This is a genomic window from Subtercola sp. RTI3 (genome assembly GCF_035018625.1).
Taxonomy (GTDB): Bacteria; Actinomycetota; Actinomycetes; order Actinomycetales; family Microbacteriaceae; genus Subtercola; species Subtercola vilae.
On record NZ_JASJXO010000015.1, the window covers coordinates 23,879 to 47,167 of the forward strand.

General features: G+C 65.7%; 21 protein-coding genes. 2 read left to right on the top strand and 19 right to left on the bottom strand.

What is annotated here, in order from left to right:
• Nucleotide 1: 1 nt before the first annotated feature.
• The 8 genes from atpA to QN358_RS07935 form a co-directional block, all read right to left on the bottom strand.
• Complete coding sequence (gene atpA, locus QN358_RS07900; RefSeq protein WP_136642651.1) at nucleotides 2–1,639, bottom strand: F0F1 ATP synthase subunit alpha; 1,638 nt, start codon at nucleotides 1,637–1,639, stop codon at nucleotides 2–4.
• Nucleotides 1,640–1,675: 36 nt separating this feature from the next.
• Nucleotides 1,676–2,476, bottom strand: coding sequence for a F0F1 ATP synthase subunit delta (locus QN358_RS07905; RefSeq protein ID WP_136642652.1), 801 nt, complete (start codon nucleotides 2,474–2,476; stop codon nucleotides 1,676–1,678).
• A 2-nt stretch (nucleotides 2,477–2,478) separates the two neighbouring features.
• Nucleotides 2,479–3,054, bottom strand: coding sequence for a F0F1 ATP synthase subunit B (locus QN358_RS07910; protein WP_136642653.1), 576 nt, complete (start codon nucleotides 3,052–3,054; stop codon nucleotides 2,479–2,481).
• A 54-nt stretch (nucleotides 3,055–3,108) separates the two neighbouring features.
• The gene (gene atpE / locus QN358_RS07915) at nucleotides 3,109–3,333 is read right to left on the bottom strand and encodes an ATP synthase F0 subunit C (RefSeq protein WP_416351970.1); all 225 of its coding nucleotides are present in this window, start codon (nucleotides 3,331–3,333) and stop codon (nucleotides 3,109–3,111) included.
• Nucleotides 3,334–3,407: 74 nt separating this feature from the next.
• The gene (gene atpB, locus QN358_RS07920; RefSeq protein ID WP_272898625.1) at nucleotides 3,408–4,199 is read right to left on the bottom strand and encodes a F0F1 ATP synthase subunit A; all 792 of its coding nucleotides are present in this window, start codon (nucleotides 4,197–4,199) and stop codon (nucleotides 3,408–3,410) included.
• Nucleotides 4,200–4,343: 144 nt separating this feature from the next.
• Nucleotides 4,344–4,901 (bottom strand): hypothetical protein, encoded by a 558-nt coding sequence (locus QN358_RS07925; protein ID WP_201799311.1) that lies wholly within the window; start codon nucleotides 4,899–4,901, stop codon nucleotides 4,344–4,346.
• A gap of 5 nt (nucleotides 4,902–4,906) precedes the next feature.
• Nucleotides 4,907–6,100, bottom strand: coding sequence for an MraY family glycosyltransferase (locus QN358_RS07930; RefSeq protein ID WP_136642656.1), 1,194 nt, complete (start codon nucleotides 6,098–6,100; stop codon nucleotides 4,907–4,909).
• A gap of 4 nt (nucleotides 6,101–6,104) precedes the next feature.
• The gene (locus QN358_RS07935) at nucleotides 6,105–6,794 is read right to left on the bottom strand and encodes an L-threonylcarbamoyladenylate synthase (protein ID WP_136642657.1); all 690 of its coding nucleotides are present in this window, start codon (nucleotides 6,792–6,794) and stop codon (nucleotides 6,105–6,107) included.
• A 77-nt stretch (nucleotides 6,795–6,871) separates the two neighbouring features.
• On the opposite strand from QN358_RS07935, the gene QN358_RS07940 reads away from it, so the two are divergent.
• Nucleotides 6,872–7,498 (top strand): HAD-IA family hydrolase, encoded by a 627-nt coding sequence (locus QN358_RS07940; protein WP_136642658.1) that lies wholly within the window; start codon nucleotides 6,872–6,874, stop codon nucleotides 7,496–7,498.
• A 43-nt stretch (nucleotides 7,499–7,541) separates the two neighbouring features.
• Here the strand turns inward: QN358_RS07940 and prmC are convergent, their stop codons facing one another.
• From prmC to QN358_RS07975, 7 genes are all read right to left on the bottom strand, one after another.
• Nucleotides 7,542–8,423, bottom strand: a complete 882-nt coding sequence (prmC, locus tag QN358_RS07945) for a peptide chain release factor N(5)-glutamine methyltransferase (protein WP_136642659.1) — start codon at nucleotides 8,421–8,423, stop codon at nucleotides 7,542–7,544.
• A 16-nt stretch (nucleotides 8,424–8,439) separates the two neighbouring features.
• Complete coding sequence (gene prfA, locus QN358_RS07950; protein WP_136642660.1) at nucleotides 8,440–9,522, bottom strand: peptide chain release factor 1; 1,083 nt, start codon at nucleotides 9,520–9,522, stop codon at nucleotides 8,440–8,442.
• Between the two features lie 6 nt (nucleotides 9,523–9,528).
• Complete coding sequence (rho, locus tag QN358_RS07955) at nucleotides 9,529–12,243, bottom strand: transcription termination factor Rho (protein ID WP_323512044.1); 2,715 nt, start codon at nucleotides 12,241–12,243, stop codon at nucleotides 9,529–9,531.
• A 191-nt stretch (nucleotides 12,244–12,434) separates the two neighbouring features.
• On the bottom strand, nucleotides 12,435–13,367 hold the full coding sequence (gene thrB / locus QN358_RS07960) for a homoserine kinase (RefSeq protein WP_323512045.1): 933 nt from the start codon (nucleotides 13,365–13,367) through the stop codon (nucleotides 12,435–12,437).
• Nucleotides 13,364–14,470 (bottom strand): threonine synthase, encoded by a 1,107-nt coding sequence (gene thrC, locus QN358_RS07965; protein ID WP_136642663.1) that lies wholly within the window; start codon nucleotides 14,468–14,470, stop codon nucleotides 13,364–13,366. Before thrC ends, thrB begins: the two co-directional genes overlap by 4 nt.
• Nucleotides 14,470–15,789: a homoserine dehydrogenase gene (locus QN358_RS07970; RefSeq protein WP_323512047.1), complete on the bottom strand. Its 1,320-nt coding sequence runs from the start codon at nucleotides 15,787–15,789 to the stop codon at nucleotides 14,470–14,472. The genes thrC and QN358_RS07970 overlap by 1 nt, the downstream gene beginning before the upstream one ends.
• On the bottom strand, nucleotides 15,786–17,456 hold the full coding sequence (locus tag QN358_RS07975; RefSeq protein ID WP_323512048.1) for a diaminopimelate decarboxylase: 1,671 nt from the start codon (nucleotides 17,454–17,456) through the stop codon (nucleotides 15,786–15,788). The genes QN358_RS07970 and QN358_RS07975 overlap by 4 nt, the downstream gene beginning before the upstream one ends.
• A gap of 201 nt (nucleotides 17,457–17,657) precedes the next feature.
• On the opposite strand from QN358_RS07975, the gene QN358_RS07980 reads away from it, so the two are divergent.
• Nucleotides 17,658–18,062: a hypothetical protein gene (locus tag QN358_RS07980; RefSeq protein ID WP_136642666.1), complete on the top strand. Its 405-nt coding sequence runs from the start codon at nucleotides 17,658–17,660 to the stop codon at nucleotides 18,060–18,062.
• A gap of 9 nt (nucleotides 18,063–18,071) precedes the next feature.
• Here QN358_RS07980 and QN358_RS07985 read toward each other — a convergent pair whose 3' ends face one another.
• From QN358_RS07985 to QN358_RS08000, 4 genes are all read right to left on the bottom strand, one after another.
• Nucleotides 18,072–18,803: a DUF2993 domain-containing protein gene (locus QN358_RS07985; RefSeq protein ID WP_136642667.1), complete on the bottom strand. Its 732-nt coding sequence runs from the start codon at nucleotides 18,801–18,803 to the stop codon at nucleotides 18,072–18,074.
• An 8-nt stretch (nucleotides 18,804–18,811) separates the two neighbouring features.
• Nucleotides 18,812–20,464 (bottom strand): arginine--tRNA ligase, encoded by a 1,653-nt coding sequence (argS, locus tag QN358_RS07990; RefSeq protein WP_136642668.1) that lies wholly within the window; start codon nucleotides 20,462–20,464, stop codon nucleotides 18,812–18,814.
• A gap of 88 nt (nucleotides 20,465–20,552) precedes the next feature.
• Nucleotides 20,553–21,347 carry a transglutaminase-like domain-containing protein gene (locus QN358_RS07995; protein WP_136642669.1) on the bottom strand — a complete coding sequence of 265 codons (795 nt, stop codon included), beginning with the start codon at nucleotides 21,345–21,347 and terminating at the stop codon, nucleotides 20,553–20,555.
• A gap of 240 nt (nucleotides 21,348–21,587) precedes the next feature.
• Nucleotides 21,588–23,222, bottom strand: coding sequence for a carbohydrate-binding protein (locus tag QN358_RS08000; protein ID WP_323512049.1), 1,635 nt, complete (start codon nucleotides 23,220–23,222; stop codon nucleotides 21,588–21,590).
• Between the last annotated feature and the right edge of the window lie 67 nt (nucleotides 23,223–23,289).

Genomic DNA, 23,289 nt, shown 5'->3' on the forward strand with positions numbered 1-23,289 from the left:
GTTAGCGACGACCCTTGACGATCTTCTCTTGGTTCACATCTTCTTTCGGGAGCGACGCGAACTTCTCGCTGCCAACCGACGCGAGAGGCTTGCCCTCGCCCGTCTGGAACTCCTTCTTGAACGCGTCGACACCCGAGACGAGAGCCGCGGTGATGTCGTCAGACAGCACGTTGGTCTCGCGAAGCTTGGTGAGAACGTCGGTGTTGCGAGCGAAGTAGTCGAGCATCTCGCGCTCGAAGCGCAGGATGTCTTCGACCGGAACCTCGTCGAGTTTGCCGTTCGTACCGGCCCAGATCGAGACGACCTGGTCTTCGACGGGGTACGGCGAGTACTGCGGCTGCTTGAGCAGCTCGGTCAGACGAGCACCACGAGCCAACTGGCGACGCGAAGCCGCGTCGAGGTCGGAAGCGAACATGGCGAACGCCTCGAGCGAACGGTACTGGGCGAGCTCGAGCTTCAGTGTTCCTGAAACCTTCTTGATGCTCTTCACCTGGGCGTCACCACCGACGCGCGACACCGAGATGCCGACGTCTACTGCGGGGCGCTGGTTCGCGTTGAACAGGTCGCTCTGCAGGAAGATCTGCCCGTCGGTGATCGAGATCACGTTGGTCGGGATGTAGGCCGAGACGTCGTTGGCCTTCGTTTCGATGATGGGAAGCCCCGTCATCGAGCCGGCACCCAGCTCGTCGGAGAGCTTGGCACAACGCTCGAGCAGACGGGAGTGCAGGTAGAACACGTCACCGGGGTACGCCTCGCGTCCCGGCGGGCGACGCAGCAGCAGCGAGACCGCGCGGTACGCCTCGGCCTGCTTCGACAGGTCGTCGAAGATGATGAGAACGTGCTTGCTGTCGTACATCCAGTGCTGGCCGATGGCCGAGCCGGTGTAGGGAGCAAGGTACTTGAAGCCGGCGGGGTCGGAGGCGGGAGACGCGACGATCGTCGTGTACTCCATTGCTCCGGCGTCTTCGAGGGCACCCTTCACCGAAGCGATGGTGGAGCCCTTCTGGCCGATGGCCACGTAGATGCAGCGCACCTGCTTGTTGGTGTCGCCCGACTCCCAGTTGGCCTTCTGGTTGATGATGGTGTCGATCGCAATGGCCGTCTTACCGGTCTGGCGGTCACCGATGATCAGCTGGCGCTGGCCGCGGCCGATGGGAATCATGGCGTCGATGGCCTTGATGCCCGTCTGCATGGGCTCGTGTACACTCTTGCGGCTCATGACGCCCGGAGCCTGCAGCTCGAGGGCACGCCGACCGGTCGACGCGATCTCGCCGAGACCGTCGATGGGGTTGCCCAGGGGGTCGACGACGCGGCCGAGGTAGCCGTCACCGACGGGAACCGAGAGCACTTCACCGGTGCGCTGAACCTGCATGCCTTCGACGATGCCGCTGAACTCACCGAGAACGATGACACCGATCTCATCTTGTTCGAGGTTCTGGGCGAGGCCCAGCGTGCCATCGGCAAACGTGATGAGCTCGTTGGCCATCACGCCCGGCAGACCCTGCACGTGGGCGATGCCGTCAGCCGCGTCGATGACGTAACCGACCTCGACAGCACTCGCGGCGGTCGGTTCGTACGACTTGACGAAATCTTGAAGAGCGTTGCGGATCTCGTCGGGGCTGATCGTTAGTTCTGCCATTGCCAATCCTTTTGTGTGTTTAGTGAAGCGTAGTTCTTAGCCGGCGAGTTTGTGCCGAAGATCGTTGAGGCGGCTCTCTATGCTGCCGTCGATCACATCGTCGCCGATCTGAACGCGCAGCCCGCCGAGAACAGACGGGTCGACGACCTGGTTGATGGTCAACTCGCGGCCGTATGAACGACCGAGAGCCGAACGCAGCCGGTCAAGCTGCGCTGGAGCGATGGGGGTGGCAGAGGTGACGGTCGCGATCGACTGGTTACCCTCGTCGGCCACGATGGTCGCGGCCGATCTCAGCAACTCGGCGATTCGGCGGCCGCGCGGCTGCTGCACCAGGTGGCGCACGATCACAACCGCCTGCTCTGACGCCTTACCCTGAAGCAGGGTGTTGATCAGAGTGACCTTCGCCTCGGGCGAACCGAGGTTCGAGCCGATGGCGAGTTCGAGGCCGGAATCGCTGGAGACAGCTTCTCCGAACTCGAACAGCTCGCTCTCGATCGACGAACCCGCGGGAGCAGAGGAGGCGATGACGCGAAGCGCGATCTCTTCGATACCGCCGAGCAGTTCATCCGGAGTCGACCAGTGGGCAGACGTGATCGCGGTCAGCAGTGACAACGCATCTGCACCCAAATCGTTTCTGAAAACACGGTCGATGAGGGCTGACTTCTCGGCAGCCTCAGTTGACGGGTCAGCGAGAAGACCACGAAACTGTGCTGACCCCCCGATGATTCGACCGGCGGCGAAGAGATCTTCACCGATCGACAGCGTCAACGAGCCAGCGGGAACAGCAGCGAGTGCTTTCTTCGACGAAGCCAGGGCTTCTCTGGTTGCGCTACCCATGCTTACGAAGACACCGCCTTGGAGTCGCTGGCTTCGAGATCGCGGGCTTCGAGATCGTGCAGGAAACGGTCGACGATGGCCGCCGAACGCGTGTCGTCAGTGAGGCTCTCGCCGATGACGCCGGATGCGAGGTCGATGGCCAGTGAACCGACCTCAGACCGCAGTGAGACGACAGCTGCCTGACGCTCCGCTTCGATCTGAGACTGTGCGTTGGCTGCAATGCGGGCTGCCTCTGTGGTGGCCTGTTCTTTCAGCTCAGCGAGAATGCGCTGGCCGTCGGTACGGGCCTGGTCACGAATAGTGCCTGCTTCGACGCGAGCGTCGGCAAGCTGAGCGGTGTACTGCTCGAGTACGGCTTCGGCTTCGCGCTGGGCGACATCGGCCTTTTCGATGTTGCCTTCGATGGCCTCGCCGCGCTCATCGAGCAGCTTCTTCATGCGGGGCAGAATCGCGCGCCAGAAGAACACCAGCAGAACGACGAAACACACCGCACCCCAGACGAGGTCGGGGGTTTCAGGGGCAATCGGATTGTGAGTCGCTTCAGCCGCGATCACCGAAGTGGAGAGTGCTTGTAACATCGTGCCTCCTTTCTAACTGTGAAGGTGAATAGCTTGTCGAGGATTGGCGCGGATTCAGGTGAAGATGAAGCCGGTGGCGATACCGATGAAGGCCAGGGCCTCGGTGAACGCGATACCGATGTACATCAGAACCTGCAGGCGGCCAGCAAGTTCGGGCTGGCGCGCAACGCCCTCGATGGTCTTGCCGACGACGATGCCTACACCGATTGCCGGGCCGATGGCTGCGAGGCCATAGCCGACGGTTGCGATGTTGCCGTTCAGGGCCGCAAGTACGGAGATGTCTGCCACGGGTATTTCCTTTCGTAGGAGTGAGTCGGCAGGTGCCGGGCTCACTTCGTTTGTGGGTTGTAGTTTTAGTGCTCTTCTGCCAGCGCGAGCTGGATGTACACGGCGGTCAGCAGCGAGAAGACGTATGCCTGCAGCACCGCGACGAGAATTTCGAAGAGGGTGAAGACGAAACCGAAGGCGAGGGTGCCGATGCCGAACAGCGAGAACCACCCGCCGGCCGTGAACAGGAAGAACGAGGTCGCCGAGAAGAACAGCACCAGCAGGAGGTGCCCGACGACCATGTTCATGAGAAGTCGGAGCGTGAGCGTGATGGGCCGGAGCACGAACGTCGAGACGAGCTCGATGGGCGCCACGATGATGTAGATGGGCTTCGGCACGCCGGGCGGGAACAGAGAGTTCTTGAAGAACGCACCCGGGTGCTTTCGAACACCGGCATAGATGAACGTGACATACGACACCACGGCCAGAACGAGCGGCACACCGATGACCGACGTACCCGCGATGTTCAGGAGCGGGATGATGCCGGTGAGGTTCATGAACAACACCATGAAGAAGATGGTGGTCAGAATCGGCAGGAAACGCCGGCCGTCTTTCTTGCCCAGCAGGTCTTCGGCGATGTTGACGCGAACGAAGTCGAGCCCCATCTCGACCAGGCTCTGGAATCGGCGGGGCACGATACGCATCTTTCGCGTACCGAGCCAGAAAATGAGGACAATGGCCAACACCGCGATGAATCTGATGAGCATGATGCGGTTGATCTCGAACGGCGAACCGGCGAAGAGCAGCACATCAGGAAAAAATTCATTGATGGAGGGACCCGTAAAGCCACCTTCATCGGTTGCTAACGGGGCTAGCAGGTTTACAGCGTTAGATAGCAGCGCTTTCTCCTGTATCGGGGCGTGGAGCTCTGCTCTCGCGTCGACGAATATTCGGGGGTATTGCTTGGTGCTGCAAACTAGGCGAAATACGGCCGGCGCAGCTGAACCAACATGTGAAGCCTATCAAGCTTTGGGGCCCCTTGACGAATCCTCTTCGCCTGAATTCCGCAGTTTCGGCTGGTTTTCGGCCGCAATTTCGACATTCGGTAGAACTTGCTGCGGTTTCGGTAGGCCGGCGTCGCTGACGTACGGCATGCGGGTACGCGAAACGACCACGACGTCGACCACGAGCGTGCCGATCACCCCCACGATCAGAAAACCGAACAGCACCACCTTGTTGATCCACGGCTCGTCGCGCAACAGCAGCGCCACCACGATGAAGAGCACGAACTTGAGGAGCCAGGCACCCAGCACGATGGAGAAGAACATCACAGTGAACAGCGGTGACGCGTATGACCGGTTGGCAATGAGGATGCTCGCTGCCGTGATCGCCAGGAACACGAACGCCATGGCTGAGCCGATGACCGCGCTGGTCACGCCCACCCATGAATCGATGAAGTACCCGGCGACTCCCCCGACGACGATCAGTGCCACCGTCACGATCGCAGCGACCTTCAGTGCGCGGATGAGGATGGGTGTCGAACTCAGCGTGACCGGCTGGGGGCGAGGGGCGGTAGACACGGGTATCAGATTTCCTTTTCGTCGCTGGCCATATCGAGCGGGTCGAGTACAGCGGCTTCAGTTGAGAGGATGCTCTCGGCGGGGGCGAGCTGGATGGCGGCTTCGACGGCCTTGCGCCGCGTCAGCGGGGCGAGGGTGAGAACGGTGCAGACGAGCATCCCGACCCCGAGGAAGACGAAGGCGTACCAGTACGGGTTCAGTACGAAGAAGAGGAGGCAGCCGACGGAGGCGACGGCCGTCCACGCGTAGAAGATGAGCACGGCATGAAAGTGCGAGTGACCCATATCGAGCAGGCGGTGGTGCAGGTGTTTGCGGTCGGCGCTGAACGGGCTCTTGCCCGCACGCAGGCGCCTGATGATGGCCAGACCGAAGTCGAGCAACGGCAGGATGAGAATGGCGAACGGCAGCAGGATGGGCATGAACGCGGGCAGCAACTGCGAGCGGCCGAGGGTCCCGGGATCGATCTGGCCGGTCACCGCGATGGCGCTGGTGGCCATGAGAAGACCGACGAGCATCGAACCGGCGTCGCCCATGAAGAGGCGGGCCGGGTGCCAGTTGAGCGGCAGGAAGCCGGCGCACGCGCCGATGAGCACGGCCGTGATGAGCGAAGCCAGGTTGAAGTAATCGCTCGGCGAGGTCTCTTTCACCAGCAGGTAGCTGTACAGAAAGAAGGTGCCGTTGGCGATGATGGCCACGCCCGCGACGAGACCATCGAGCCCGTCGATGAAGTTGATCGCGTTCATCACCAGAACGATCGCGAGAACCGTGATGAGAAGCGACATGCCGCTCGAGCCGATGGTCAGGCCGCCGATGGGAAGCGAGACGATCTGCACGCCCTGCCACGCCAACAGCAGAGCCGCGATGATCTGGCCGGCGAGCTTGGTGAACCAGTCGAGATCCCAGATGTCGTCGGCCACGCCGATGAGAACCACGATGAGCGCGGCACCGAGGATGGCGAGAATGGGCCCGGGGTTGGTGAACACCAGCCCGAACCAGCTGATCTGGGAGGCGATGCCGATCGCCACCACGATTCCGAAGAACATGGCCACGCCGCCGAGCCGCGGTGTGGGGCGTGTGTGCACGTCGCGTTCGCGGATCTTCGGGTACAGCCGGTACTTGGTACTGAGCTTGTAGACGAGGATGGCCAGCCCGAAGGTGACCACGGCAGACAGGCCCGCGATGAGCAGGTAGAAGCGCACGTGCTCAGCCCGCCGGGTCGGCGTCGGCCGGGGTCTCGTCGGTGACGAGCGCGTCACCGATCACGGCGCGAATCTCCTCGAGCGATACCGCGCCCACTCGGATGACCCGCACGGTGTCGTGGTTGGTCGCGTCGAGAATCGTCGACGAGAGACCGACCGGAGTGACGTCGGCGTGCTCGGCGTCGAGGTAGACGCTGATGCTGTCGCCGAGCATCCGCTCAGCCTCGTGCGCAGTGAGAGCGGCCGGCAGCCCCGTGAGGTTCGCCGACGACACGGCGAGCGGGCCCGTCTCGGCCAACAGCTCGAGTGCGAGCGGGTCGGCGGGCATGCGGAGGGCGACGGTGCCTTCGGTCTCACCCAGATCCCACAGGAGGGAGGCGCGCGCCGGCACCACCACGGTGAGCCCGCCCGGCCAGAACTTCGCGGTCAGCAGCCGAACCGGCTCGCTCACGGTCTCGGCGAGGGCATCGAGCGTACGGAGGTCGGGAATGAGCACAGGAGGCGGAGACTGCCGGGTGCGCCCCTTCGCGTCGAGCAGGCGCTGAACCGCGCGCGCGTTGAACGCGTCGGCGGCGATGCCGTAGACGGTGTCGGTGGGGATCACGACGAGCTCGCCCCGGGAGAGAGCGGCCCGAGCGAGGCGCATTCCGGCAAGGAGTTCGGCCGGAACCGTGCAGTCGTAGATGGCAGCCATGTCGCAGACAATGATAGCCGCTGCACGTGTGTGCACCGATGCAGAACGCGCGGGGTGAGCACTGGGATACTCGATAGGTGACCAAACTCTATCTGTTCGACTTCGACCAGACGCTCTACGCGTACGACTTCCACAAGCGGCTGCCTGCCCTGGCCGAGCTCACCGGCTCGACCCAGTACCACCTCGCCAAGACCTGGTGGGTCGGCGGGCACGAAGAGAAGGCCGACAGCGGTGGGTACCCCACGGTCGAGTCGTACCTCGAGGCGTGGCACGAGGTGACCGGTACGGTTCTGACGCTCGAGAAGTGGCAGACATCACGTAAGGCCGCTATGACACGCAGCGAGACGGCCGTGGATGCCCTGCGGCACGCCACCAGCATCGGCACCGCTTCACTGCTTTCGAACAACAACGTGCTGTTCCGCACCTCGCTGCCCGTGTTGGCGCCCGACGTGGCCGAGATTCTCGGCGACCACGACCTGGTCTCGGCCGACCTCGGCGTCACCAAGCCCGACCCGCTCATCTTCGAACTGGCCATCGAGCGCTTCGATGCGGCCAAAGGCGACGCACTCTTTCTCGACGACAACGCGCGCAACGTCTCTGCAGCCCAGAAGTTCGGCATCCGGGCATTTCACGTGCCCTCGGTCGACCACCTGCCCGACGGCGCAGCCATGCGCGCTGCGATCGACGCGTTCGCTGCGGCCTGACCGGCCCCGCCGCTCCGCGTTCGCTGAGGGCCAGCGGGGCGAATCAGCGGAGCGCAGTGGTGGCGCGGTCGCGACCGGTCAGGTCGCGGTGCGACGCAGTTGCATTCCAGCCGTCGGCCTGCAGCAGGCTCCGGATGGCCGCTGCCTGAAGCTCGCCGTGCTCCATCACGAGCGCACCGCCCGGCCGCAGCAGGCGCAGAGCCGTGAGCGACACCTGGCGCACTACGTCGAGGCCATCGGCGCCGCCGTACAACGCGTGCTCCGGATCGTACAGCCGCACCTCGGGGTCGCGCGGAATGGCGTCGGTGGGAATGTAGGGCGGGTTCGAGATGACGACCGACACGAGACCGTCGAGTTCGTGCAGCGCGTCGGCAAGGTCGATGAAGACGAGCCGGGCATTGGGGGCATCCACTGCGTGGAAATTCTGTTTCGCCCACACGAAGGCGGCCGTCGAGTTCTCGACCGCGACCACCTGGGCGTGCGGCACCTCGACAGCCATCGAGAGCGCAATCGCGCCACTACCGGTGCCGAGGTCTACCCCGATGGGCGACTCATCGGCCATCGAGCGCAGGGAATCGATGGCGAGCCCGGCGACGAACTCTGTCTCGGGCCGCGGCACGAACACGCCGGGGCCGACCGCGAGTTCGATGGTACGAAAGCCCGCCGAACCCGTGATGTGCTGCAGCGGTTCGCGCGCGGCGCGGCGCTCGACCGCCTCGGTGATCATGACTGCGTCGTCGACCGTCACCGGCGAATCGGTGTAGGTCAGCGCCTGAACCTGGCCGCGCGTGGCACCGAGCACGTGGCCGAGCAGCAGCAGCGCGTCGACGTCGGGATCAGGCACACCGGCGCGCCGAAGTACCCCGACCGCGTGCTCGAGCAGCACGCGAACCGTGATGGGCCTGTCGATCTGAATCACACTCATGGCCGGGCCACGCGTCTCACTCAGCCTGAGTGCCCAGCTCTGCGAGCCGGGCTTCTTCGTCTGCCGCGATGCAGGAGTCGACGACCGGCTCCAGGGCACCGTTCATGACGGCGTCGAGGTTGTAGGCCTTGTAGCCCGTGCGGTGGTCGGCAATGCGGTTCTCGGGAAAGTTGTAGGTGCGAATGCGCTCAGAGCGGTCCATGGTGCGAATCTGGCTCTTACGAACGGCAGACGCGGCCTCGTCGATCTCCTCCTGCTGCTTCGCGAGCACTCGGGCACGCAGAACCCGCATACCGGCCTCCCGGTTCTGCAGCTGGCTCTTCTCATTCTGCATCGCCACCACGATTCCCGTGGGGAGGTGGGTGATGCGAACGGCGGAGTCGGTCGTGTTCACCGACTGGCCACCGGGGCCACTCGAGCGGTAGACATCGATTTTGAGGTCGTTCTGGCTGATCTCGACCTCTTCGGGCTCGTCGACCTCGGGATAGACGAGCACGCCGGCGGCGGAGGTGTGAATACGGCCTTGCGACTCAGTGGCCGGCACCCGCTGCACGCGGTGCACGCCACCCTCGTATTTCAGGTGCGCCCAGACGCCCTCGGCGGGGTCAGTCGACTTGCCCTTGATGCCGAGTTGCACGTCTTTGATGCCGCCCAAGTCACTCGAGGTCTGCTCGATGATCTCGGTCTTCCACTTCTTCGACTCTGCGTAGTGCAGGTACATGCGAAGCAGATCGGCGGCGAACAGCGCGCTCTCGGCACCGCCCTCCCCCATCTTGATCTCCATGATGACGTCTCGGCCATCATTGGGGTCACGGGGAATGAGCAGGCGCCGCAACTTCTCGGTCGAGACCTCTAGCTCTTCGGTCATACCGGGCAGCTCGGCGGCGAACGACGCGTCTTCGGCCGCCATCTCGGTGGCGGCTTCGACGTCGTCGGTCAACTGCTGCCACTCGCGCCACGCCGCGATGATGCGGCTCAGCTCGGCATAGCGACGGTTGACCTTTTTGGATCGAGCAGGATCCGAGTGAAGCGCTGGATCAGCGAGCTGCTCCTGCAGCTCGTCATGCTCGATCAGCAGGGTTTCCACTGATTCGAACATGACTGCCTAATCCTCTTTGTGGTTGTGGTTCGTGTGGCCGGCCGCGGCGCGGGTCTCCGGCATCGACTTCTGCACCTGCATCAGAAACTCTACGTTGCTGGTGGTGTCTTTCAACCGACCCAGCACGATCTCGAGCGCCTGCTGCTGGTCGAGCCCGGCGAGGGCACGGCGCAGCTTCCAGGTGATCTTCGTCTCGTCGACGCCCATCAGCAGTTCTTCGCGACGGGTTCCGGATGCGTTCACATCGACCGCGGGGAAGATGCGCTTGTCGGCCAGCTGGCGCGACAGACGCAGTTCCATGTTGCCCGTGCCCTTGAACTCTTCGAAGATGACTTCGTCCATCTTCGACCCGGTCTCGACGAGAGCCGAGGCGAGAATGGTGAGCGAGCCACCGTTCTCGATGTTGCGGGCGGCGCCGAAAAAACGCTTCGGCGGGTACAGGGCTGCGGCATCCACTCCACCGGAGAGAATGCGACCCGACGGCGGGGCCGCCAGGTTGTACGCACGCCCGAGGCGGGTGATCGAGTCGAGCAGCACGACCACGTCGTGGCCCAGCTCGACGAGGCGCTTCGCACGCTCGATGGCGAGTTCGGCGACCGTGGTGTGGTCTTCGGCGGGGCGGTCGAAGGTCGAGGCGATGACCTCACCCTTGACCGTGCGCTGCATGTCGGTGACCTCTTCGGGCCGCTCGTCGACCAGAACGACCATGAGGTGAACCTCGGGGTTGTTGGTCGAGATCGCGTTGGCGATCTGCTGCATGACGATGGTCTTGCCGGCCTTGGGGGGCGCGACGATGAGGCCGCGCTGGCCCTTGCCGATGGGGGCAACCAGGTCGATGATGCGCTGCGTCAGTTTGCCGGGCTCGGTCTCGAGGCGCAGGCGCTCCTGCGGGTAGAGGGGGGTGAGCTTCGAGAATTCGACGCGGTTTGCAGCCTCTTCGACGGGCAGGCCGTTGATCGACTCGACCTTGACGATGGCGTTGTACTTCTGGCGACCGTTGCTGTCGCCCTCTCGCGGCTGGCGAATGGAACCGACGACGGCATCGCCCTTGCGCAGATTGTACTTCTTGACCTGGCCGAGCGAGACGTACACGTCGCTGTTGCCCGGCAGGTAACCGCTGGTGCGAACGAACGCGTAGTTGTCGAGAATATCGAGGATGCCCGCCACCGGGATGAGCACGTCGTCTTCGCTGATCTCGGGCTCGAGGTCATCGCCCTGGCCCTGGCCGCGGCGCTTGCGGTCGCGGTAGCGGTTGCGCGCGCTGCGGTCATTGCGATCGTTCGGGTCTTGACGGCCACCGCGGTCGTTGAGCTCGTCGAGCTGCTGCTCGTCGAAGCTCTGATCGTCGCGGTCGCGGTCGGTGCGGTCACGATCGGTGCGGTCGTTGCGCTGGCCACGGGTACCGGCGGCGCCGCGCTGGTTGTTCAAACGGTCGCTGTTGGTGCGGTCGGCGTTGCTCCGCCCCTCGGCGCGGTCGTTCGCAGCGCGGTCGGTGGTGTTGCGGTCGTTGGCGGCACGGTCGTTGGCTGCACGATCGTTCGCGGCACGGTCGGCGACAGCCTCGGTGCGGTCACCGGATGCACGCTCCCCGGTATTCGCAGCCCGGTCGTTACCCTGCTGGGCGTTCTGGCCGCCCGCGGCGCCACCGTTCGCTGAACGATCGGCGTTGCGGTCGCGACGGTTGCGGTTGCGGCCGCCCTGGCGACCCTCACCCTGCTCGGACTGCTCGCCACGCGCCGAAACGTCGGACTCGGTGTCGGAACTGTCGACGATCGGCAGGTCGGGAAGAATGGAGTCGGTACGGGAACGCTCGAACGTGGGCGCTTCGGCCGGAGCCTCGCCGGCGTCACGGGCAGCCTGCGCTGCGCGCTGGGCCCGGGTGAGGCGCGGGGTGCGAGCCTGACGCTCGGAGCGTGCGGGGCCGCCCTGCGGACCCTCGGGAAGCGTGATCTCGAACGAGGCGGTGCCCGGCTCGGCGACGGCGGTCTCAGAAGAGGCGGCAGCGGCAGAGCTGGCGACAGCGTCGAGGGCGAAGCTGTTCGAGTCATCGCGCGCGCTGGTGGCGGCGGCGGTGTCGGCACCGGCGTCAGTGTCGGCGCCAGCTTCAGTGTCGGCACCGGTGGGAACCAGAGCAGCGAGCTCGTCTGCCGAAGCGTTCACGTGCTGTACGGCCGAGCGACGCTCGGCTGCGGGGGCACTGGTCGGCTCGGAGTTGGTGACGCGGCGAGAGGCGCGACGACGGCCCGTGCTCGCCGGTGCGACGACCTCGGCCGTCGGCTCGGCGATACCGGCCGCAGCCAGGGCGGCAGCGGTCGGCTCGTCAGCGGCGCTCGGCGCGGTGGCACTCGAAGCAGATGCGCTCGGGGCGGTGGCGTTCGGGGCGGTGGCGTTCGGGGCGTCAGTGCCCGCGGCAGCAACCGGAGCCGCCGGTGCGGTGGCGTCAGGCGCGGCGCTGGCCCGTGCATCCGGAGCCGTCGTCGACTGCGTCGGAGCGTCGGCTGCAGCGTCGACCGCAGCGGAGGCTGCGTCGGCGGCAGGCGCGAGGTCAGCCGAGGGAGCTTCGGCCTGCGCGCCGGCGATGGCGGCGACAAGGTCGCCCTTGCGGAGCTTCGAGGCGCCGGCGATGCCGAGCGCGGAGGCCAGGGTCTGCAGCTCTGAGACTTTCAGAGTTGCGAGATCGGAGCGTTGCGCGCTCGGGGCGTGGAGATCGGTGTCAGACACTAAGGTGATTTCCTTCCTCTGCCGGCTTATGAATTGCGGCAGAAGAGCTGTACGCGCTTGAATGCGTTGGCGGAGGCTACGAACTGTGGCTCTCAGCGGCACAACAAGCGTCAGCGATAATTAGAGGATGTGCGACCGGGCCCCACGGGTTGGCAGATGAGCCAAAACCGTACGCCGCCAGCTTTTGAGAGCTACTCGACGTCGACCGGGTGCGCTATCACTGTAGCACCTTTGAAGTCGACAGCCAGAACGAGTGAGCTCCAGGGTGTCGCCGACTCTGCTGCCACCAGTTCGGCAGCCGCCAGGCGCTGGCCCGGGTCGCTGCAGAGCACCAGAATGCTCGGCCCCGCACCAGAAACGACGGCCGGAAAGCCCTGGGCACGAAGCAGCCTGATGAGGCGGTCGGTCTCGGGCATCGCGGCAGCACGATAGCTCTGGTGCAGCTTGTCTTCGGTGGCGGCGAACAGCAGTTCGGGGCTCTGGATGAGCGCCGCAATGAGAAGTGTCGAGCGCGAGACATTGAAGATGGCGTCTTCGTGCGGCACCGTCGCCGGCTGCAGGCTGCGAGCCAAGGCCGTCGACATCGTCGCCTGCGGCACGAGAACGAGCGGCGAGACCCCGCGGTGCACGTTCAGCTTCTTGAACTGAGGGCCCTCAGGCGTGACCCACGCGATGGTGAGGCACCCGAACAGGGCGGGCGCCACGTTGTCGGGATGCCCTTCCAGTTCGGTCGCGAGAGCGAGCAGCCCCAGCGCGTCGATCTCGACCACGCCCTCGAGCAGACCTTTCGCGGCCATGATGCCACTCACGATGGCCGCGCCAGACGAACCGAGCCCGCGACCGTGCGGAATGGAGTTGCGAGCGATGAGGTCGAGCCCCGGCATGCTCTGGCCGTAGTGGGCGAAGGTGTGCGCGATGGAGCGCACGACCAGGTTGGTTTCGTCAGTGGGTACCTCGCCGGCACCGACGCCCCGAACATCCACTGTGGCACCGGGCTCGTGGCGAACGGTGACCGTCAGCTCGTCGTAGAGGGACAGCGACAGGCCGAGCGTGTCGAAGCCCGGGCCGAGGTTCGCCGACGTCGCGGGTACCCGAACGGTGACCGAGCGACCAGCCAAGCTCACGCGGTGGCCTTCGACAGGCCGAGCACACCGGCGATCTCAGCCGCATCGACGGGAACGACGGTGGGCGTGATGTCGCCGCCGTTGGCGGTACGAAGCGCCCACTGCGGGTCTTTCAGCCCGTGGCCCGTGACCGTGAGAACGACCGTGGAGCCGCGCGGGATCTGGCCCGCTTCTGCGCGCTCGAGCAGGCCGGCCACGCTGATGGCAGACGCTGGTTCGACGAAGATGCCGACCTCGGCCGAGAGAATGCGGTACGCCTCGAGAATCTTGGCGTCGTCGATAGCGCCGAAATAGCCGTCGCTCTTCTCACGCGCCTCGAGGGCGAAGCCCCACGAAGCAGGGTTGCCGATGCGGATGGCGCTGGCAATGGTCTCGGGATTCTTCACCACGTGACCGAGCACGAGGGGCGCACTGCCTGAAGCCTGGAAGCCGAACATGCGCGGCAGTTTCGTGGTGACGCCCCGCTCGAGCTCTTCGCTGTAGCCGCGGAAGTAGGCAGTGTAGTTACCCGCATTGCCGACGGGCACGATGTGGAAGTCGGGCGCATCCTGCAGAACCTCGACCACCTCGAAGGCGGCCGTCTTCTGGCCCTCGATGCGGTCGGGGTTGACCGAATTCACGAGGTGCACCGGGTAGTTGGCAGCGAGCTCGCGGGCAATGTCGAGACAGTCGTCGAAGTTGCCCTGAACCTGCAGAAGCTCGGCGTCATGTGCGATGGCCTGGCTGAGCTTGCCCATGGCAATCTTGCCCTCGGGCACAAGCACGGCGGCCTTGATGCCCGCGTGAGTGGCGTACGCCGCAGCCGAGGCCGAGGTGTTGCCGGTGGAGGCGCAGATGACCGCCTTGGCACCGTGCTCGACGGCCTTCGAGATGGCCATGGTCATTCCGCGGTCTTTGAACGAACCCGTGGGGTTCATGCCCTCGAACTTCACCCAGACCTGGGCACCCGTGCGGGCCGACAGAGCCGGCGCGGGAATCAGCGGGGTACCACCCTCGCCCAGCGTGATGATGGGCGTCGCGTCGCTGATGTTCAGGCGGTCGGCGTACTCGTGCAGCACGCCCCTCCACTGCCGCGACGGGATACGGGGGCTTTCGGTGGCCATTAGGCTCCTTCAACTCTCAAGACAGATTTCACGCATGTCACGGCCTCGTGCCGGGCCACCGCGTCGACCGTGGCAGACAGGGCCGCGTCGGTCGACTGGTGCGTGACAATGACAAGGGTAGCGGTGGAGCGCTCAGACTCCGAACGCGACCCGACAGACTGCTGCACCGCTTCGACAGAGACGGAGTGCTCGCTGAAGATGCTGGCGATCCTCGCCAGAACGCCGGGCTCGTCGACAACCTCGAGGGTGATCTGGTAGCGGGTGAGCACGGTGCCGATAGGCAGAATGGGCAAGAACGAGGTGAAGACCTCACCCACCCCGGGCCCGCCCGCAACATGTCGCCTCGCTGCCGAAACCAGGTCGCCGAGCACCGCGGATGCTGTCTCCAGCCCTCCCGCCCCGGCACCGTAGAACATGAGGTCGCCGGCCGCCTCAGCCTCGACGAACACCGCGTTCTTCGCACCGTGAACGGCAGCGAGCGGATGCAGTCTCGACACCAGCGCGGGGTGCACCCGCGCCGACACGCCCTCGGCGCCGGTCTCGGGGTCGACCACCCGCTCGCAGATGGCGAGCAGCTTCACCACATAGCCCGAACGACGGGCCTGGTCGACCATCGTGGAGGTGACGCCGGTGATTCCCTCCCGGTAGACCGCATCGACGGGAACCGCCGTGTGAAAGGCGAGGCGCGCGAGGATGGCCGCCTTCTGCGCGGCGTCATACCCCTCGATGTCGGCGGTGGGGTCTGCCTCGGCGTAACCCAGCTCAGTGGCGGCGGCCAGGGCGGCCTCCATTGTGTCTCCGTCGACATCCATGCGGTCGAGGATGTAGTTGGTGGTGCCGTTCACGACGCCGAGGATGCGCTTGACCCGGTCACCCGCGAGGCTGTCGCGCAGCGGCCGGATGATGGGAATCGCTCCCCCGGCAGCAGCCTCGTAGTACAGCTGCGCGCCCACTTGCTCTGCCGCCTCGAACAACTCGTTGCCGTGCAGCGCAAGCAGCGCCTTGTTGCCCGTGACCACGTCGGCACCGGAGTGCAGCGCCTGCAGAATGTAGCTGCGCGCCGGCTCGATGCCGCCCATCAACTCGATGACGATGTCGGCCGAGAGAATGAGCGATTCGGCGTCGGTCGTGTAGAGCTCCTGCGGCAGGTCGACACTGCGCTCGGCGTCGACGTTGCGCACGGCGATGCCGACGAGCTCGAGCCCGGCACCCACTCGTGAGGCGAGTTCGTCGCTGTGCTCGATGAGCAGCTGCGCCACGCGGGCACCCACGTTGCCGGCGCCGAGCAGCGCGATCTTCAGGTTGCGGTATTCGATCATGATGCTTTCCGGGGCTCTGACGCGGCGCGTGCCGGGGCGTGGTTCGGGGCAGTGGTGGCCGTGGTGGCGGATGTCCCCGTGGCTACGGATGCGGCCGTGGTGGCGGATGTCCCCGTGGTGGCGGATGACCCCGCGGCTGCGGATGCGGCCGTCGTGGCGGTGCGGGTGGAGCGCGCCAGCCCCGGGTCACGGGCGAGCAGGTCGTCGACGCTCTCGCCGCGCATGATGAGCCGAGCCGAGCCGCCCTGCACTGCTACTACGGGCGGGCGCCCCAGATAGTTGTAGTTGCTCGAGAGCGACCAGCAGTAGGCGCCGGTGGCGGCCACGGCCACGGTGTCACCGGGGGTCACGTCTGCCGGCAGGTAGTCGGCGTAGACCACGATGTCACCGCTCTCGCAGTGCTTGCCGGCAATGCGCACCAGCAGGGGCTCGGCCGTCGACACGCGGCCGGCGATGCGCACGCTGTAGTCGGCACCGTAGAGCGCTGGGCGGGCGTTGTCGCTCATGCCGCCGTCGACGCTCACGTAGGTGCGCACGGCGGTGTCGGCACCATTCTCGGCGCTTCCGTCTGCGCCGCCCTCTGCCTTGCCCTCTGCATTGGCATCTGCACTGGCATCTGCACTGGCATCTGCACTGGCCTTTGCACTGGCCTCGACGCCCACGCTCACGGGCTTCACTGTTCCCACGGTATAGAGCGTCGCCGTCGACGGGCCGATGAGCACGCGGCCCGGCTCGAACGCAACGTGCGGCACCGGGATGCCGAGGCGAGCGCACTCCGAACCGACGATGTCGGCCAACTGCTCTGCAAGCTGCCCCACCGGCGTCGGGTCGTCGGCGCGCGTGTAGGCGATGCCGAACCCACCGCCGAGGTTCAGCTCGGGAATCTCGCCGCCCTCGAGCAGCGCCGCGTGCACGTCGAGCAGGCGCGCCGCCGACTCGCTGAAACCGTCGCTGCCGAAGATCTGCGAACCGATGTGGCAGTGCAGGCCGAGAAAGCGCAGGCTGCTGTGCGACCGGATGGCCGCCACCAGCTCGGGAGCGTCGCTAAGTGCGGTGCCGAACTTCTGGTCGTCGTGCGCTGTGGCGAGAAAGTCGTGGGTGTGAGCGTGCACGCCGCTGTTCACCCGCAGGCGCACGGCCTGCACGCGGCCGTGGCGAAGCGCTGCGGCAGCAACGCGCTCGACCTCGATGGGACTGTCGATCACGATGGCGCCCACGCCGTACTCGACGGCCTCGTCGATCTCGGCGAGCGACTTGTTATTGCCGTGGTACCCGATGTGTTCGGGTGAGACGCCGGCGCCGATGGCCACGGCGAACTCGCCCGCGCTGCACACGTCGATGCTGAGGCCTTCGCCGGTCATCCATTCGGCGACGGCAGAGGAGAGAAACGCCTTGGCGGCGTAGTAGACAGTGACGTCGGTGCCGATGCGCGCGAACGCACCCTCGAACGATGCGCGGAAGTGGCGCGCGCGGCCCCGGGCGTCTGCCTCGTCGACCACATAGAGCGGAGTGCCGAAGCGGGCCACGAGCTCCGAGGCGGCAACGCCACCGAGCGAGAGTTCGCCGGTGCTCGTGCGCGTGGCAGAACCGGGCCAGACGGCGGGAGGGAGATCATTGGCGTCGGCGGGCAGCGTGAGCCACGACGGCGCGAGCGGATTGGCAGTCATCGGGTGAACCTCTGGCACATCGAGCGGGGCCCGGCGGTGGTCGGCGGGCTCAGGGCAGCTGGGGGCGAGCGAACCCGGATTGGTCCCTGAAGCCGTCAATAAGGCAATTCTAGCGGAATCCGTGAGTGGCTCGAATCGTGTTACACGCGAACCTGATGAATTCTCTATACTTGGTGAGAATTCATCGATGAAGGAGGCCGAATGACCACCACCGCTCGAAACACGCCCGCACGGTTCGGTGCGCAGCATGCCACACGTCGGCGGGCCCGTCGTGGGCCGCTCGTCGCGACGCTCGCGGTCTCGTTCTCGCTCGCGCTGTCGTTCGCGGTCTCCGGGTGCTCGGCGAGTGCCTCCCTCACCGTGCCGGCCAGCGAATTCGCCACCGGGGTCACGAACACCCTCGTGAAGCAGGTCGCCGCCGGTACCCCGTCTCCCACCGTCGACTGCGGCAGCGACCCCATCGCCCTCGTCAACGACTCCGTAGTGCACTGCGACCTCACGGCCGACGACTCCCCCGGCGTGCACTACGACACGGCGGTCACCATCAGCAACGTGAAAGGCAGCGACTACCACATCGACATCAAGGTCGCCGACCAGCCGAAGTGAGTGGGGTGTTCAGCCGCAGCTGCCCGTGGCGCTCAGCGAGGCGGCACTCAAGACCAGGTTCGTCGCGGTCGCGTCGACCGTCACCTGCCCTGGCGAGGGCGTGATGCCCGTGATCTCGACTCTCGGCGGCAGGTACTTCGCCACACAGATGCTGATCGGCTTCGCCACCACGGCTTTCAGCGCCCCGCTCACGTCGAAACTCGCAGAACCCGCCGACAGCTTCGCGTTCACGGGAGTCAGAAGAACGTCGGCACCCGAGGGGGTCGCCGTCGCCGTCGCGTCGTACCCGAACGACAGGCCGAGCACACTCACCGAACCCTGATACCCCACCGTGCCGTCGCCGAGCGTGATCGAGTTCGAGCCCGGAATCGACAGAAACCGGTTCACGGCCGCTTCATCGAGGGTGAGAGTCGCCGCGATCCGCGGTACGGGCTTCGACTGGTCGGTCGACACACCGTTGGCCACGACCTTCGCCTGCAGCGGCGTTCCGTCGACCGCCAGCCCGGCACCGGTGAGGGTGACCTCGTCGAACGTTCCGCTGGCGTACTGCTCGAGAAACGACCATCCGCCAATCTGAACCGTCACGTCACCCGTGACGTTCGACGGCAGCCTGTCGAGCATCGCCCGTCTGACCTGCCCCTCGGCGAACGATCTCAGGCCCACATCGGCCACGACCAGCCCACCCGCCACGACCACCACGGCGATCGCGACTCCGGTCAGCACCCTGCTTCGGCGTCTCATCGCTCGCCTCACATGCGGTCGGGCGCAGAGACGCCGAGCAGCTCGAGGCCGTTGCGAATGACCTGGCCGGTGGCGTCGTTCAGCCACAGACGCGTGCGGTGCAGGTCGGTGACCGGCTCGTCTCCGAGCGGAAGCACCCGGCACACCGAATACCAGCGGTGGTAGTGCCCGGCAACCTCTTCGAGGTAGCGGGCAACGCGGTGCGGCTCCCGCAGCTCGGCCGACTGTGCCACGATACGCGGCAGTTCCTGAAGCGACCCGAGCAGCTCGGTCTCGGCCTCGTGGCTGAGCAGCGACGGCTCGAACACACTGCGGTCGACGCCGGCCGCCGCCGCGTTCTTCGCCACCGAGCGAGTGCGCGAGTGCGCGTACTGCACGTAGAACACGGGGTTGTCGTTGGTGCGCGAGCGCAGCACCTCGCCGTCGAGCGACAGCGGCGAATCGGCCGGGTAGCGGGCGAGCCAGTACCGCAGGGCATCCGCGCCGACCCAGGCCACCAGGTCGTCGAGCTCGATGATGTTGCCGGCGCGCTTCGAGAGCTTGGCACCGTTCAGGTTGACCAGCTGGCCGATGAGCACCGAGATGTTCACGTCGGGGTCGTCGCCGGCCGCCGCTGCGAGCGCCTTCAATCGGCCCACGTACCCGTGGTGGTCTGCACCGAGCAGGTAGATCTTCTCGGTGAAGCCGCGGTCTTTCTTGTTCAGGTAGTACGCCGCGTCGGCCGCGAAGTACGTCGTGATGCCATTGCCGCGGGTGAGCACGCGGTCTTTGTCATCGCCGAAGTCGGTGGTCTTCACCCACACCGCGTCGTCTTTCTCGTACACGTGGCCCTGCTCGCGCAGGCGCACGGCGGCCTGGTCGATGAGGCTGAGGCCCGTCTCGGGGTCGGTCTCGTGCAGGCTGAGTTCGGAGAAGAACACGTCGAAGTGCACGTTGAAGCTCTCAAGCGAGGTTTTGATCTCTTCGAGCTGCTGGCGGTAGCCGATGTCGCGGGCAACGCCCACGGCCTCGTCGTGCGGCAGCTCGGCGAGGTTCGGAACCTGCTCGAGAACCTTCGCGGCGAGCTGCTGGATGTACTCGCCGGGGTAGCCCTTCTCGGGCGTGGGCTCGCCCTTCGCGGCGGCGAGAATGGATGCCCCGAAATTGTCCATCTGGTTGCCGGCGTCGTTGATGTAGTACTCGGTCGTGACCTCCGCACCCGATGCGCTGAGCACCCGCGCGATGGCGTCGCCGAGGGCCGCCCACCTCGTGTGGCCGAGGTGCAGCGGGCCGGTGGGGTTGGCCGAGACGAACTCCATGTTGACGCTCAGGCCGTCGAGCTGGTGGTTGTGGCCGTAGCTGTCACCGGCGACGAGAATGGAGCGGGCGATCTCGCCTGCGGCAGCGGTGTCGAGAGTGATGTTGATGAAGCCGGGACCCGCGACATCCACCTTCGACACACCGGCGATGGCGGAGATCTCGGGCACAAGCTCGGCGGCGAACGCGCGCGGGTTGGTGCCGAGGCTCTTTGCCAGCTTCATGGCGATGTTCGAGGTCCAGTCGCCGTGGTCGCGGTTGCGCGGGCGCTCGAGCAGCACGTCAGCCGCTGTGATGGAGGCCGAGCCGTCGAGGCGGGCGGTCACAATGTCGAACAGAGCGCTGGAAAGATCTTCGGGAGTCACGGTCTACGAGTCTATCTCGGCGCCGCGTGGGGCCCCGAGACACCGTGCGTCAGTGCAGCCGGTCAGTGCAGTGGGTCAGTGCAGCCGGTCAGTGCAGCTGAACGAGCTCGCGGGTGTCATCGTGGGGCAGGGCATCCGCTGTGGCCGTCACTTCGAGAGCCGTAAGGGTGAGCCAGCCCCCGTGGTTGGTGAGAAAGGCCGTATCAGCAGCATCGCGACCCGTGGCGATGCGAACAAGGCTCTGACGGGGTGCGAGCGCCGTGGCATCGACGATGAACCATTCGCCGTCGATGTAGGCCTCGGCAACCGCGTGGAAATCCATGGGGCGAAGGCCCGGCGCGTACACCGACACCAGCCGCGCCGGCACGTCGAGGCCGCGCAGCAGCGTGATCACCAGGTGGGCATAGTCGCGGCACACGCCCTGGCGGCTCAGCAGAGTGCGTACGGCTCCGTCGGTGGGCAGGCTCGACCCGGGAACATAGCTGAGCTTCTCGCCCACCCACGACGAGACGCAATCGAGCAGTATGCGCCCTTCGAGCCCCCGAAATTCGGAGCGCGCCGTCGGCAGCAGCATGTCTGACTCGCAGTAGCGGCTCGGTCGCAGGTACGTGATGAGGTCGTTCTTCGTCACCGGAACCGCGGTCTCGAGGCCGTCGACTTCTGCCCAGTAGTTGAGGCTCAGGTGCCCGGCTCCGGCGTCGAACTCGTGCAATCGGGTTCCGTGCACGTCGAGAATCTCGACCGGCGTGATCGGATGCCCGTTGTACAGGTACTCGATCGACTCCTTCTGCGTGGCAAGCCCAGCAGCTACGGCTATGGAGAAAACAAGGTTTGCGGGGGCGTCGATGTCACATTCGATGTGTGCGCTGACCGTTCGCTTCATGATCACGATCCTGCCACGAATTTCGGGCGATTCTGGCACCCCGATTCGTGCACGCAGGGCCTTGTCGGGCAGCCCGACACCCGGGTAGAAGTCAGTGAGTACTTCTTCTGCCGCATCGAGGTCACGAAGCTCGCAGAACGCGCTCGGTACCTGAGCGACATCGACCGGAACGTCATAGTCACTCGTGCGCGGAGCCGTCGGAGCTGGCTCGGTTGACCCCGTGCATCACGACCCACCCGCTCAGAGGCGGCCGAGTGCGGTGAGGAAGCGCTTGGTGTACGCGAGAGCCGGGATGGGGGGCGTGGAGTTGCAGGTGTTCGAGAGGGCAGTCTGACCGCAGGGCACGTCGCGATCGAGCGACCAGTAGTGCAGCCCGGCCAATTTGTTCTGCACGGCGTACGCCGTCATCTCGTCGATGTCCTGCAACGTGAACACCTCGTCGGAGATGTCGTTGAGGGCGATCATCGGGGTGAGTTCGATCTGTGTCAGAGGAACGGTCGGGTAGGTGTGACGGAGGTTCGTCACGGCCTGCACGGCCGAGAGGCCCATATCGCAGACGGAACCGCCCATCACGCAGACTGAAGCCGAGGCCGGGCCGTAGTCCATCACCATGAGGTTGATGGTGTAGTTGCGGATCCCCGACGCAAGCACCGTTTTGATCACCGTGTCACCGGTCGAATTCACCCCGCCGTAGCTGCCGTCAGAGGCGCCGAGTGTGGCGACGGTGAAGGAGAAGCGCAGGTTCGGGTAGCTGCTCTGAACAGCGGCCACCGCCGTCACCAGATTGCGGATGTCGGCTTCCGACTGCCCACGCTCGATGTCGAAGTCGACACCGATGAGGTTGCTACTCGCGTAGCGATCGATGAACGTGCGCATGCCGGCGGCAGACGAGCAGGTGAAGCTGCCTGCCGCGCCACCAGCGCTGACGATGTAGTCATAGTTGGCCGCGTCGAGTCCGGCGATGTTGGCATCGGCGAAGGCCGCTGCAGAGACGCCCGCCCAGTTCTCTGTGCCGCAGTCACCCGTGGCGAACGCCAGCGTGATTGCGTTCAGCTGGGGCAGTGTCGACTGCAGGGTCGTGCCGCTGCCGACGAGTGGGGTCGGCGATCCATTGACCGCTGTGGTTCCCATGGTGTAGCCGGTGCTCCAGAACATGGCCTGGGCAATGTCTTTGTACGGGCTGAAGACCAGCCCGCTGGGCGTGCCGGTGACGGGCGGGGTGGGGCTGGGAGTCGGAGTTGGGGTCGGCGTCGGAGTTGGGGTCGGCGTTGGGGTCGGCGTCGGCGTACTGGTGCTGCCGTCGCAGGTCGTCTCGCTCCAGTACTGCGGCGCAGCGCTCGGCGACCACCAGTTCGGCGCGAACGTCGACACGTATGCCTTGCCGTTGAACGTCACCTTGTCGCCCTTCGCGTACGCAGGATCGCCGGAGTAGGGCTGAGCGAACGGCCGGCAGGCCGTGGGTATCGGCGTAGGTGTGGGTGTGGGCGTAGGGGTGACCGTCGGGCTCGGCGTCGCAGTCGGCGTAGTGGTGTCGCAGGTCGTCTCGCTCCAGTACTGAGGCGCAGTGCTCGGCGACCACCAGTTCGGGGCGAACGTCGACACGTACGCCTTGCCGCTGAAGGTCACCTTGTCGCCCTTGGCATAGGCAGGGTCGCCCGAGTACGGCTGCTGGAATGGCGCACAGCTCGTCGTCGTGGCGGCTGAGGCGACCGCCGCGACTCCCCCGATCGCTGCTGTCATGACAATGCCGAGGATGGTGATCACTGTCAGCACCCGGCGGATCAGGCTCCGCTCCGCGGGCCCACCGGCTCTCTTGCGTACATGGTGGCCTCTCGAGGCTCCGCCAGCGTCGTCGTTCGGTCGCATCCACGTCATAGTTTTCCCCCAGAGAATCGCCGGTTGTGCGTGAGCTGAAACGCACGGTGGCGAGGCCGCTGAGTCT